At 61.8% G+C, this 12139-nt stretch carries 11 protein-coding genes; 6 read left to right on the top strand and 5 right to left on the bottom strand.

The genetic code is table 11. The features are described 5' to 3' along the window. From BG60_RS24735 to BG60_RS24720, 4 genes are all read right to left on the bottom strand, one after another. On the bottom strand, positions 1 to 972 hold a 972-nt coding region (locus tag BG60_RS24735), incomplete at its 3' end, for an FAD-dependent oxidoreductase (protein ID WP_034470228.1). Positions 973 to 977: 5 nt separating this feature from the next. After that, positions 978 to 1346 carry a succinate dehydrogenase, hydrophobic membrane anchor protein gene (gene sdhD / locus BG60_RS24730; RefSeq protein WP_008354058.1) on the bottom strand — a complete coding sequence of 123 codons (369 nt, stop codon included), beginning with the start codon at positions 1344 to 1346 and terminating at the stop codon, positions 978 to 980. Between the two features lie 2 nt (positions 1347 to 1348). Beyond that, complete coding sequence (gene sdhC / locus BG60_RS24725) at positions 1349 to 1759, bottom strand: succinate dehydrogenase, cytochrome b556 subunit (RefSeq protein WP_008354059.1); 411 nt, start codon at positions 1757 to 1759, stop codon at positions 1349 to 1351. A 169-nt stretch (positions 1760 to 1928) separates the two neighbouring features. Further along, complete coding sequence (locus BG60_RS24720; protein WP_033536962.1) at positions 1929 to 2726, bottom strand: GntR family transcriptional regulator; 798 nt, start codon at positions 2724 to 2726, stop codon at positions 1929 to 1931. Positions 2727 to 3311: 585 nt separating this feature from the next. Between BG60_RS24720 and BG60_RS24715 the strand changes: the two genes are divergently transcribed. The 6 genes from BG60_RS24715 to acnA all read left to right on the top strand — a co-directional run bounded on the left by BG60_RS24715 (position 3312) and on the right by acnA (position 11503). Further along, complete coding sequence (locus tag BG60_RS24715) at positions 3312 to 4298, top strand: malate dehydrogenase (RefSeq protein ID WP_008354061.1); 987 nt, start codon at positions 3312 to 3314, stop codon at positions 4296 to 4298. 157 nt (positions 4299 to 4455) lie between these two features. After that, complete coding sequence (locus tag BG60_RS24710) at positions 4456 to 5463, top strand: HpcH/HpaI aldolase/citrate lyase family protein (protein WP_008354063.1); 1008 nt, start codon at positions 4456 to 4458, stop codon at positions 5461 to 5463. A 36-nt stretch (positions 5464 to 5499) separates the two neighbouring features. Next, positions 5500 to 6672, top strand: a complete 1173-nt coding sequence (gene prpC / locus BG60_RS24705; protein WP_008354064.1) for a bifunctional 2-methylcitrate synthase/citrate synthase — start codon at positions 5500 to 5502, stop codon at positions 6670 to 6672. Between the two features lie 89 nt (positions 6673 to 6761). Then, positions 6762 to 7274 carry a hypothetical protein gene (locus BG60_RS24700; RefSeq protein WP_008354065.1) on the top strand — a complete coding sequence of 171 codons (513 nt, stop codon included), beginning with the start codon at positions 6762 to 6764 and terminating at the stop codon, positions 7272 to 7274. A 32-nt stretch (positions 7275 to 7306) separates the two neighbouring features. Further along, positions 7307 to 8758, top strand: a complete 1452-nt coding sequence (locus BG60_RS24695) for a bifunctional 2-methylcitrate dehydratase/aconitate hydratase (protein ID WP_008354066.1) — start codon at positions 7307 to 7309, stop codon at positions 8756 to 8758. Between the two features lie 39 nt (positions 8759 to 8797). Further along, positions 8798 to 11503, top strand: coding sequence for an aconitate hydratase AcnA (gene acnA, locus BG60_RS24690; RefSeq protein WP_008354067.1), 2706 nt, complete (start codon positions 8798 to 8800; stop codon positions 11501 to 11503). 96 nt (positions 11504 to 11599) lie between these two features. Here acnA and BG60_RS24685 read toward each other — a convergent pair whose 3' ends face one another. Then, positions 11600 to 11923: a DUF2917 domain-containing protein gene (locus tag BG60_RS24685; RefSeq protein ID WP_008354068.1), complete on the bottom strand. Its 324-nt coding sequence runs from the start codon at positions 11921 to 11923 to the stop codon at positions 11600 to 11602. Positions 11924 to 12139 lie beyond the last annotated feature (216 nt).

The raw sequence follows: 12139 nt of genomic DNA, 5'->3' as shown, positions 1-12139 counted from the left end.
CGCGCCGATGTGCGACAGATCAAGCAGCACGTGATCCTTGTTCGGACCGACGCCGCGGCCTTCCTTGATCTCCTGATCCATCGAACGCGAAACGAAGTCGCGCGGCGCGAGATCCTTCAGCGTCGGCGCATAGCGTTCCATGAAGCGATCGCCATTCGAGTTACGCAGAATGCCGCCTTCACCGCGCACGCCTTCGGTAATCAGCACGCCCGCGCCGGCGACGCCGGTCGGGTGGAACTGCCAGAACTCCATGTCCTGCAGCGCGATGCCCGAACGCGCGGCCATGCCGAGGCCGTCGCCCGTATTGATGAATGCATTCGTCGATGCCGCGAAGATACGGCCCGCGCCGCCCGTGGCGAACAGCGTCGTCTTGCCTTCGAGGATATAGACCTCGCCCGTTTCCATTTCGAGCGCGGTGACGCCGAGCACGTCGCCATCGGCGTCGCGGATCAGATCCAGCGCCATCCATTCGACGAAGAAGTGCGTCTTCGCAGCCACGTTCTGCTGATACAGCGTGTGCAGCAACGCGTGACCGGTACGGTCGGCGGCAGCGCATGCGCGTTGCACGGGCTTCTCGCCGTAGTTCGCCGTGTGGCCGCCGAACGGACGCTGATAGATCGTGCCATCCGGATTACGGTCGAACGGCATGCCCATGTGTTCCAACTCGTACACGGCGTTGGGCGCTTCGCGGCACATGAACTCGATCGCATCCTGATCGCCGAGCCAGTCGGAGCCCTTGATGGTGTCGTAGAAGTGATAGTGCCAGTTGTCTTCGCTCATGTTGCCGAGCGATGCGCCGATGCCGCCTTGCGCGGCCACCGTATGCGAGCGCGTGGGGAACACTTTCGAGAGCACCGCGACGGACAGACCCGCGCGCGCGAGCTGCAGCGACGCGCGCATGCCCGATCCGCCCGCACCGACGATGACCACGTCAAAGCGACGACGCGGCAGGGAAGTCTTGATTGCAGCCATGTTCTTTAAACTCTCCAGAGAATCTGTGCAGCGTAGCCGGCGCATCCGACGAGCCAGAGGATCGTCAGCACTTGCAGCAGCAGGCGCAGACCCATGGGCTTCACGTAGTCCATCCAGATGTCGCGAATGCCGACCCACGCGTGATAGAAGAGGCAAAGCAAGGCTACGAAAGTCGCGAGCTTCATCCACTGGGTCGCGAAGATGCCCGCCCAGCCTTCGTACGAGAAGTTGTGCGCCGCGAAGAACCAGAAGAGAAGAATGACGGTGTACACGGCCATCACGACCGCGGTGATGCGTTGCGCGAGCCAGTCGCGCAGACCATAGTGCGCGCCGACGACCAGGCGCTTGGGGCCGACCCGATTTTGCGTTGCCATGTTTAGAACACTCCGAAGATCTTGAGAGCCATCGCGAGCGTGAGCAACAGCGAGACGATCAGCACGATGAGCGCGCTTTGCTTGCCGCCTTGCTTGTTCACGCCGACGTGCGTGTCGAGCAGCAAGAAGCGGATACCCGCGCAGAAGTGATGCAGATACGACCACGACAACACGAGCGTGATGATCTTGACGATGGGGTTGGCGAGAAAGCCCTTGAACGCGTCGAACGAGATTTCCGACGTGAGGCTCTGATCGAGCAGATACAGGATGAACGGCAGACACACGAAGAGCAGCAGGCCGCTCACGCGATGCAGGATCGATACCTTGCCCGCCAGCGGCAAGCGATACTTCGCGATCTGACCGATCCCGATGTTCCGGTATTCCGGCCTTGGTTTTTTTAATGCTTCAGCCATGCTAGACCCCAACTTGTTAACACACTAATCCGCGATTTTAGCGCCTTTTTATATCGCGCTGCAGCGAGAAGTCCTCTAAAAGACCGTTGCTCCATGCGCGAGAATGGGCCTGCTAACGTGCGTGTTCCGCGAGCACTCAGCCAGTGCTCGCGGCCCGTTCTTCACTCGATCAACTCAAGTCGTTCTGATAAAAATAGCCGGTCGTGACGTACCATCCGCGACGCACTTCGACAGGCCGATCGCCATAGGTATAGGACACGCGCTCGACCGATAACAGCGGAAATCCCTGCGCCACATCGAGGAACTGCGCGACGGTTTCATCGGCGGCGACGGCGCGGATCTTCTCGGTCGCGCGGATCATGCGCGTGCCAAACTCCGTCTCGAACATCGCGTAGAGCGGACCCTTGTACTCGGCGAGACGCTCGGCCGTGAGTCCGCGAAACACCGCGCCCGGCAGCCAGATTTCGTCGAACACGGTCGTCACGCCATCGAACTGCAACAAGCGCTTGATAAGAACGACGGGGTCGGCAGGCTTCAAATCCAGTTGGCGCGCGATCTCCGCCGGCGCGCGCAGGCGCCTGCATTCGAGCAGACGGCTTACGTGAGGATGGACGTCGCCATCGTCGGGCAGAAGGCGCAGGAAGCGGAACTGCACGCGGTCTTCGTTGTGCGTCGCAACGAACGTGCCTTTGCCCTGACGTCGAACGAGAAGATTGTCGGCGGCGAGTTCATCGATCGCCTTGCGGACGGTGCCCTGGCTCACCTTGTAGCGCGCGGCCAGCTCGACCTCGCTCGGGATGATTTCGCCAGGCTTCCATTCGCCGGACTCGAGTCCTTGCGTGATGAGCGCCTTGATTTGCTGATACAGCGGGCTGAACGTCGGCGACGGCGTGCTCGCGGCCTCAGCCGCCGGTGCTGTGCCGTTGGGGGTCGTCGTGCTCGCCGGGTTGGAATTCATGCCGCGCATTTCAACACAAGGCCCGCCGTGCGTCCAGACTTTTCCCGAAGATTCCTATGTCTTATATAAGACATAAGATAGTGTTGACTTTACCTCGGACGGCTCCTACACTCCTTGTCGAGCAAGGGTTTGCGGGTCGTTGCGAAAGCACGGGAACCGCCGCTCAGCGCGTTTTATCATGGCCCTTTTCGCCTCGAGTACGCTCTGAACACGGCATCCGGCGCAGCGTGCAACATACCGCCAGGCACGCCCTTTCGCTTTCGCCTCACGCCGATCGGCCACTCGATTCGCGCGCCGCTGCCTGCCCCTCGCCTCGCAACGTCAAGCGCCGTCTCGTATGGGCGCGTTGCCGTCAGACCCAAGCGAAATCACCGCGTCCTTCCAGAACACTCCGCACGCTCTCGCTCGAAGAGAAGGATTCATGGCATGACGGTCAAGCCGTAACGCCGATGCACGGCACGGGCGCGAACGCTCGGTCGAGCTTCGAAGCGTTTGGGCACGGCATGGCCGGCATGTCTTCATCAACGCTTTGCGTAACGCGCATAAAATGGCGTTTTTCCCTAGCGTTCCACGCACCGTCCAGGAGAGTTCTCAATGGCTAAGTCCGCAAAGCGCGTTGCCGTAACCGGCGCCGCAGGTCAAATCGGCTACTCGCTGCTGTTCCGCATCGCCAATGGCGATCTGCTCGGCAAAGACCAGCCCGTGATTCTTCAGTTGCTCGATCTGCCGCAAGCGCAAGCCGCCGTGAAGGGCGTCGTGATGGAGCTGGAAGATTGCGCATTCCCGCTGCTCGCGGGCGTGGTCGTCACGGACGACCCCAAGGTCGCGTTCAAGGACGCCGACGTCGCGTTGCTGGTCGGTGCACGTCCGCGTTCGAAGGGCATGGAGCGCAAGGACCTGCTGTCGGCGAACGCCGAGATCTTCACGGTTCAGGGCAAGGCGCTGAACGATGTCGCGAGCCGCGACGTGAAGGTGCTGGTCGTCGGCAACCCGGCGAACACGAACGCTTACATCGCGATGAAGTCGGCGCCGGATCTGCCGAAGAAGAACTTCACCGCCATGCTGCGTCTGGACCACAACCGCGCGCTGTCGCAACTGGCGGCCAAGTCGGGCAAGCCGGTCGCGTCGATCGAAAAGCTCGCCGTGTGGGGCAACCACTCGCCGACGATGTACCCGGACTTCCGTTTCGCAACGGCGGAAGGCGAGAGCCTGACGAAGCTCATCAACGACGACGAGTGGAACCGCAACACGTTCATCCCGACCGTCGGCAAGCGCGGCGCGGCGATTATCGAAGCGCGCGGCCTGTCGTCGGCGGCATCGGCGGCGAATGCTGCGATCGATCACGTGCGTGACTGGGTGCTCGGCACGAACGGCAAGTGGGTCACGATGGGCATTCCGTCGGACGGCTCGTACGGCATTCCGGAAGACATCATCTACGGCGTGCCCGTCACGTGCGAAAACGGCGAGTACAAGCGCGTCGAAGGCCTCGAAATCGACGCGTTCTCGCGCGAGAAGATGGACGGCACGCTGAACGAGCTGCTCGAAGAGCGCGACGGCGTTTCGCATCTGCTGGGCAAGTAAGTACGTCGTTCAAGGGGGAGTCTGCAAAGGCTTCCCGTCTGCGCGAACGCTACGCGGCGTTCGTGCATGATTCGAACGCGCTTGAAAAACATCGAGCGTGTTCGAATCATCGAGCAAGATGGAATTTCCCAACTTCCAATCGGACCCGACGCCGACGATGCCTGCTCTCACTCCCGCCGAAGTGCTGTTTGACGGCGAAGCGCAACCCGCCGTGCTTCCGACCTGTGATCATTACGCCGGCAGCGAGAAGCTGATCCGCAAATCCCTGGCGCTGCAGGCGCAACTCGGTCCGGTGTTCGACATCACGCTCGATTGCGAAGACGGGGCGCAAGTCGGTCACGAGGCCGAACATGCGGAAATGGTTGCGTCGTTCGTCGGTGGCGAGGACGACCGCTTCGGGCGCGTGGGCGTGCGCATCCACGACTTCGATCATCGTGCGTGGCGCGACGACGTTCGCATCATCCTGCGTCGCGCGAAGAAAGCGCCCGCGTTCATCATGCTGCCGAAAATCCGCAGCGCCGCCGATGCCACCGAAATGGTCGCGTTCATCGAAGCGACACGACGCGAGTTCGGCATCGAGCAACCGATTCCCTGCCATCTGCTGATCGAGACGCACGGCGCGCTCGCGCAAGCGTTCGAACTGGCCGCGCTGCCGGGCGTCGAATCGCTGAGCTTCGGCCTGATGGACTTCGTCTCGGCGCACAACGGCGCCATTCCCGATACCGCGATGCGCTCGCCCGGCCAGTTCGATCATCCGCTCGTGCAGCGCGCGAAGCTGGAGATCGCGGCCGCGTGTCACGCGCACGGCAAGGTGCCGTCGCACAACGTATCGACGGAAGTGCGCGACATGAGCGTCGTCGCGAACGATGCGGCACGCGCGCGCAACGCGTTCGGCTATACGCGCATGTGGAGCATCCATCCGGATCAGATCAGGCCGATCGTCGAGGCCTTCTCGCCGCGCGCCGATGAAATCGCGCTCGCGGCGCAGATTCTGCTTGCGGCACAGCGCGCACAGTGGGGCCCGACGCGGCATGGCGATACGCTGCACGATCGCGCGAGCTATCGCTATTACTGGTCCGTGCTGCGCCGCGCGCACGCGACCGGCCAGACGCTGCCCGACGAATGCGCGCCGTTTTTCAACTCATCATCTCGACAAGACAAATAACGCCGCATCGCGAGCGTGCAAAGGAGGCTAGAGACAATGACCGATCAGGCATCGACCGAAGCACCCGCAACCGGCGCATTCAAGCCGAAGAAATCCGTCGCGCTGTCGGGCGTGACGGCGGGCAACACCGCGCTGTGCACCGTCGGCAAGACGGGCAACGACTTGCACTATCGCGGCTACGACATTCTCGATGTCGCGACGACGTCCGAGTTCGAAGAGATCGCGCATTTGCTCGTGCACGGCAAGCTGCCGAACGCCGCCGAACTGAAGGCATACAAGACGAAGCTGAAGGCGTTGCGCGGCCTGCCCGCGAATCTCAAAGCCGCGCTGGAATGGATTCCCGCGTCCGCGCATCCGATGGACGTGATGCGTACCGGCGTCTCCGTGCTCGGCACGATCCTGCCGGAGAAGGACGATCACAACGTGCCGGGCGCGAAGGATATCGCCGACAGGCTGATGGCCTCGCTCGGCTCGATGCTGCTCTACTGGTATCACTATTCGCACAACGGCAAGCGCATCGAAGTCGAAACCGATGACGATTCCATCGGCGGGCACTTTCTGCATCTGCTGCATGGCGTCGCGCCGTCCAAAGCGTGGGTCGATGCGATGCACGTATCGCTCAATCTTTACGCCGAACACGAGTTCAACGCATCGACGTTCACGGCGCGCGTGATCGCGGGCACGGGTTCGGACATGTATTCCGCGATCACCGGCGCGATCGGCGCGCTGCGCGGTCCGAAGCACGGCGGCGCGAACGAAGTCGCGTTCGAAATTCAGTCGCGCTATCAGACGCCGGATGAAGCGGAAGCCGATATCAAGCGCCGCGTCGAGAACAAGGAAGTCGTGATCGGCTTCGGCCATCCGGTGTACACGATCTCCGATCCGCGCAACAAGGTCATCAAGGAAGTCGCGAGGAATCTGTCGAAGGAAGCCGGCGATACGAAGCTGTTCGATATCGCCGAGCGCCTCGAATCGGTGATGTGGGACGCGAAGAAGATGTTCCCGAACCTCGACTGGTTCAGCGCGGTTTCATATCACATGATGGGCGTGCCGACCGCAATGTTCACGCCGCTCTTCGTGATCTCGCGCACGTCGGGATGGAGTGCGCACATCATCGAGCAACGCATCGACAACAAGATCATCCGGCCGAGCGCGAATTACACCGGTCCGGAGAATTTGAAGTTCGTCCCGATAAATAAGCGAAAATAGCGGACTGCGCGATCGGATTTCACGATGAGGAAATCCACCCCGCGCGGCAAACGCCATCCAACCCCAATGTTTTTGAAAGGTTTTTTTCGATGAACAAACTTCTGATCGCTGCAATCGCCGGCACGCTGGCTACGACGAGCGTCTTCGTCAGCGCCGACGCCTTCGCTGCGACCGCGACCGATGCAAGCAAGGCCAAAACCACGGCCAAGCGTCCCGCTCCGGCGCGCCGCCTGATCAAGCGCAGTCCCAAGGCCGAAGCGGCCGCGGCGGCCAAGGTTGATCCGATTCCCGAAGGTGCAGTGAAGTGGTCGTGCAAGGACGGCAACGCTTTCTACCTGAAAGGCGACATGAAGCGTGACGCAATCGTCACCGTGAACTGGGCCAAGAAGGATTACAAGCTGCCGCGTCAGGACACGACGACCGGTGCGGATCGTTTCCACGATTCGGCATCGGGCATGGATCTCGTCGTGATCCCGACCAAAGCAATGCTGTTCTCGGACAAGGACTCGTCGCGCCTCGCCGACGAGTGCATGACGCCCGAAATGGCAGCGGGCGGCGCAGCGCCGACCCAATCGAACGCGCTGATCAAGAACGCGGAGTAAGTTAGCTCGGCACTTAAATCAGGAATCCCTCGATGTCCGCACCGATTTCCAATGTCCGGCCCGAGCCGGACAAGGTACTCGTCGAAATAGTCGATTACGTGCTCGACTACAGTGTCGACAGCACGCTTGCGCTCGAAACGGCGCGCAACTGCCTGATCGACACGCTCGGCTGCGGACTCGAAGCCCTTTCGTACCCCGCCTGCACCAAGCTGCTGGGACCGATCGTGCCGGGCACGATCGTCCCCAACGGTGCGAAGGTGCCAGGCACCCGGTTTCAACTCGACCCCGTTCAGGCCGCCTTCAACATTGGCGCAATGATCCGCTGGCTCGATTTCAACGATACGTGGCTCGCCGCCGAATGGGGTCATCCGTCGGATAACCTCGGCGGCATCCTCGCCACGGCGGACTGGCTTTCGCGCAACGCGATCGCGTCAGGCAAGAAGCCGCTCGTCATGAAAGACGTTTTGATCGCGATGGTCAAGGCGCACGAAATTCAAGGCTGCATCGCGCTCGAGAATTCGTTCAACAAGGTCGGTCTCGATCACGTTTTGCTCGTCAAAGTGGCCTCCACCGCGGTCGTCGGGCAGATGATCGGCCTCACGCGCGACGAACTCGTCAACGCGGTGTCGCTCGCCTTCGTCGATGGTCACGCGTTGCGCACGTATCGCCACGCGCCGAACACGGGCTCGCGCAAGTCGTGGGCAGCGGGCGATGCAACCTCGCGCGCCGTGCGCCTCGCGCTGATCGCGAAGACCGGCGAGATGGGTTATCCGTCGGTTTTGACCGCTGAAACATGGGGCTTTTACGACGTGCTCTTCAAGGGCAACGCGTTCGCGTTCCAGCGTCCGTACGGCTCGTATGTGATGGAGAACGTGCTGTTCAAAATTTCGTTTCCCGCGGAATTCCATGCGCAAACGGCCGTCGAAGCGGCAATGACGCTGCACGGCGAGCTCAAGCAAGCCGGCAAATCCGTCGATGACATCCGCAAGATCACGATTCGCACGCACGAAGCCGCGCTGCGCATCATCGACAAGAAGGGGCCGCTCGACAACCCCGCGGACCGCGATCACTGCATTCAGTACATGGTCGCGGTGCCGCTGATTCACGGCCGCCTCACCGCGGCCGATTACGAAGATTCCGTCGCGCAGGACCCGCGCATCGACGTGCTGCGCGCGAAGATGGAATGCGTGGAAGACCCGCAGTTCACGAAGGACTATTTCGATCCGGACAAGCGCTCGATCCCGAATGCATTGACCGTCGAATTCAACGACGGATCGAAGCTCGCCGAAGTCGAAGTGGACTATCCGATCGGTCACAAGCGTCGTCGCGCGGACGGCATACCGCTGCTCGTCGAGAAGTTCAGGACGAATCTGGCGCGCCGTTTCCCGCAGAAGCAGCAGCAAGCGATCCTCGCGGTATCGCTCGATCAGGCAACGCTCGAAGCGATGCCGGTCAATGAATATGTCGATCTGTACGTGATTTAAGCAGCGCAATTTCCTCGTCTTAGTCCAAGGAAAATAACCATGGCCCACAATCTCCACAACACGCTCAAGGAATTCGACAGCGGTTCCGGCAAAGGCAAGTTCTACTCGCTGCCGCAACTCGGCGACGCGCTGAAGGTCAAGATTCAGCGTCTGCCGGTTTCGATTCGTCTGGTGCTCGAATCGGTGCTGCGCAACTACGACGGCAAGAAGATTTCCGAAGAACACATCGAACAGCTTGCGAACTGGAAGCCGAATGCCGCTCGCGTCGATGAAATTCCGTTCGTCGTCGCGCGTGTCGTGCTGCAGGACTTCACCGGCGTGCCGCTGCTCGCCGACATCGCCGCGATGCGCGGCGTCGCGAAGCGCGCGGGCAAGGATCCGAAAGCGATCGAGCCGCTCGTACCGGTGGATCTCGTCGTCGATCACTCGGTGCAGATCGATCACTTCCGCGAGCCGAACGCGCTCGATCTGAACATGAAGCTGGAATTTCAGCGCAACAACGAGCGCTACCAGTTCATGAAGTGGGGCATGCAGGCGTTCGACACGTTCAAGGTCGTGCCGCCCGGCATCGGTATCGTGCACCAGGTGAACCTCGAATACCTCGCGCGCGGCGTGCATCAGAAGGACGGCGTCTACTATCCGGACACGCTCGTCGGCACCGACTCGCACACGACGATGATCAACGGCATCGGCGTGGTCGGCTGGGGCGTGGGCGGCATCGAAGCGGAAGCGGGCATGCTCGGCCAGCCGGTGTATTTCCTGACGCCGGACGTCGTCGGCGTGGAGCTGAAGGGCAAGCTGCGCGAAGGCTGCACGGCGACCGACCTCGTGCTGACCATCACCGAAATGCTGCGCAAGGAGAAGGTCGTCGGCAAGTTCGTCGAGTTCTTCGGCGAAGGCACGGCGTCGATCGGCGTGCCGGATCGCGCGACCATCGGCAACATGGCGCCCGAGTACGGCGCGACCATGGGCTTCTTCCCCGTCGATGAAAAGACCATCGACTACTTCAAGGGCACGGGCCGCACCGACGCCGAAATCGCCGCGTTCGAGCAGTATTTCAAGGCGCAGAAGCTGTGGGGCGTGCCGAAGGCCGGCGAAATCGACTACACCAAGACGCTCACGCTCGATCTGGGCACGGTCGCGCCGTCGCTGGCTGGTCCGAAGCGTCCGCAAGACCGCATCGAAATCGGCAATGTGAAGAGCACGTTCATCGACCTGTTCTCGAAGCCGGTGGGCGAAAACGGCTTCAACAAGAAGGCCGCCGAGCTCGAAGCGAACTACACGACGGCCGACGGCGTGAATCTCAAGAACGGCGACGTGCTGATCGCCGCGATCACGTCGTGCACGAACACGTCGAACCCGAGCGTGCTGCTCGCCGCCGGCTTGCTGGCGAAGAAGGCCGTCGAAGCGGGTCTGACGGTCGCGCCGCACATCAAGACGTCGCTCGCGCCGGGATCCCGCATCGTCACCGAATATCTGACGAAGACGGGCCTCCTGCCCTATCTCGACAAGCTCGGCTTCACGCTCGCCGCGTACGGTTGCACGACGTGTATCGGCAATGCGGGCGATCTGACGCCCGAACTGAACGATGCCATCACGAAGAACGACGTCGTCGCGGCAGCCGTGCTGTCGGGCAACCGCAACTTCGAGGCGCGCATTCACCCGAACATCCGCGCGAACTTCCTGGCCTCGCCGCCGCTGGTCGTGGCCTACGCGATCGCTGGCAACATCACGCGCGATCTGATGACCGAGCCGGTCGGCAAGGGCACGGACGGCCGCGACATCTATCTCGGCGACATCTGGCCGACGAGCGACGAAGTTCATGCGCTGCTCAAGTTCGCGCTCGACGCGAAGGCGTTCCGCGAGAACTACTCTCAGCTCACGAAGGAAGGCGACCTGTGGAGCAAGATCGCGGGCGAAAGCGGCCAGGTCTATGACTGGCCGAAGTCGACGTACATCGCCGAGCCGCCGTTCTTCGGCAGCGAATTCTCGATGAAGCCAGCCGATTCGATTCCCGCGGTCAAGGGCGCGCGCGCGCTCGGCATCTTCGGCGATTCCGTGACGACCGACCACATCAGCCCGGCCGGCTCGATCAAGGAAACCTCGCCGGCCGGCGTGTGGCTGAAGGCGAACGGCGTGCAGAAGGCCGACTTCAACAGCTACGGCTCGCGTCGCGGCAATCACGACGTGATGATGCGCGGCACCTTCGCGAACGTCCGCATCAAGAATTTGATGATCCCGGCGAAGGCCGACGGCACGCGCGTCGAGGGCGGCCTGACGATTCATCAGCCGAGCGGCGAGCAACTGTCCATCTACGACGCAGCGATGAAGTACATCGCCGCCAATACGCCGACCATCGTGTTCGCGGGCGAAGAGTACGGCACGGGTTCGTCGCGCGACTGGGCGGCGAAAGGCACGCAACTGCTCGGCGTAAAGGCCGTGGTCGCGCGCAGCTTCGAGCGTATCCATCGCTCGAACCTCGTCGGCATGGGCGTGCTGCCGCTGCAGTTCAAGGGCTCGGACAGCGTGCAGTCGCTGAACATCACCGGCGAAGAGACGTACGACATCGAAGGTCTCGGCGACGACTTCAAGCCGCAACAGGAAGTCACGCTCGTGATCCATCGCAAGGACGGCAAGGACGATCGCGTGCAGGTGCTGCTGCGTATCGATACGCCGATCGAAGTCGACTACTACAAGCACGGCGGAATTCTGCCGTTCGTGCTGCGCTCGCTGCTCGCGGCGTAAAAGGCTCAAGCAGTTTTGCAGGTGACCGCGCTCGAAAGAGCGCGGGAACATTGGACCCGGCCACGGCCGGGTTTTTTTTCGCCCTTCTTTGGCTCCCTACGCTTTGGAGATCGCGATGCGCGGCCACGTCGTCCGGCGGGCGAACAACGCGCGCACCATCTCCCTCAGGCGACGCGCGCCCGCCCGCGTCGAATCGGACGACATCGAGAACCAACTGGCGTCCGTCGTCCCGCTGACCCAGATCGTCGTGTAAGGCTTCAGTTCGACGGACGCGCCCGCGTCCAGCCAGTAATCGTCGGCGCCGCCTTCGATGGTCAGCCAGATTTGCCCGCGCGTCACGCGCAGCGTTTGGGGCCGATCGATCACCCAGCGCGTAGGCGCATCGCGCCCGTCGAGTTCGAATGTCCGGATTTCACGCATGATGCCGCTCCTTCAGATCGCGTAACTGAAAGGCCGCCCGACAGAGATGCAAGAGCAGCCGTTGATCCTATTATTCGACCGATTGCGAACAGCTTGAATGAACACTTGTGAACAGTTTGACCGAAACTGTTAAGCCGAATTGCCCGAACAGTTCGCATCGATCCGACACTTTAAAAACACTCTAGCTAGCCATTCGGCCAGTCTTGACGCGGGTTT

The sequence above is a fragment of the Caballeronia zhejiangensis genome, from assembly GCF_000698575.1.
GTDB classification, from domain to species: domain Bacteria; phylum Pseudomonadota; class Gammaproteobacteria; order Burkholderiales; family Burkholderiaceae; genus Caballeronia; species Caballeronia zhejiangensis.
This window is presented reverse-complemented; position numbering and strand designations above follow the sequence as displayed.

Coding starts and splice junctions, on each gene's coding strand:
- sdhD (WP_008354058.1), bottom strand. CDS start 1,346: ATGGCAACGCAAAATCGGGTCGGCCCCAAGCGCCTGGTCGTCGGCGCG.
- sdhC (WP_008354059.1), bottom strand. CDS start 1,759: ATGGCTGAAGCATTAAAAAAACCAAGGCCGGAATACCGGAACATCGGG.
- BG60_RS24720 (WP_033536962.1), bottom strand. CDS start 2,726: ATGCGCGGCATGAATTCCAACCCGGCGAGCACGACGACCCCCAACGGC.
- BG60_RS24715 (WP_008354061.1), top strand. CDS start 3,312: ATGGCTAAGTCCGCAAAGCGCGTTGCCGTAACCGGCGCCGCAGGTCAA.
- BG60_RS24710 (WP_008354063.1), top strand. CDS start 4,456: ATGCCTGCTCTCACTCCCGCCGAAGTGCTGTTTGACGGCGAAGCGCAA.
- prpC (WP_008354064.1), top strand. CDS start 5,500: ATGACCGATCAGGCATCGACCGAAGCACCCGCAACCGGCGCATTCAAG.
- BG60_RS24700 (WP_008354065.1), top strand. CDS start 6,762: ATGAACAAACTTCTGATCGCTGCAATCGCCGGCACGCTGGCTACGACG.
- BG60_RS24695 (WP_008354066.1), top strand. CDS start 7,307: ATGTCCGCACCGATTTCCAATGTCCGGCCCGAGCCGGACAAGGTACTC.
- acnA (WP_008354067.1), top strand. CDS start 8,798: ATGGCCCACAATCTCCACAACACGCTCAAGGAATTCGACAGCGGTTCC.
- BG60_RS24685 (WP_008354068.1), bottom strand. CDS start 11,923: ATGCGTGAAATCCGGACATTCGAACTCGACGGGCGCGATGCGCCTACG.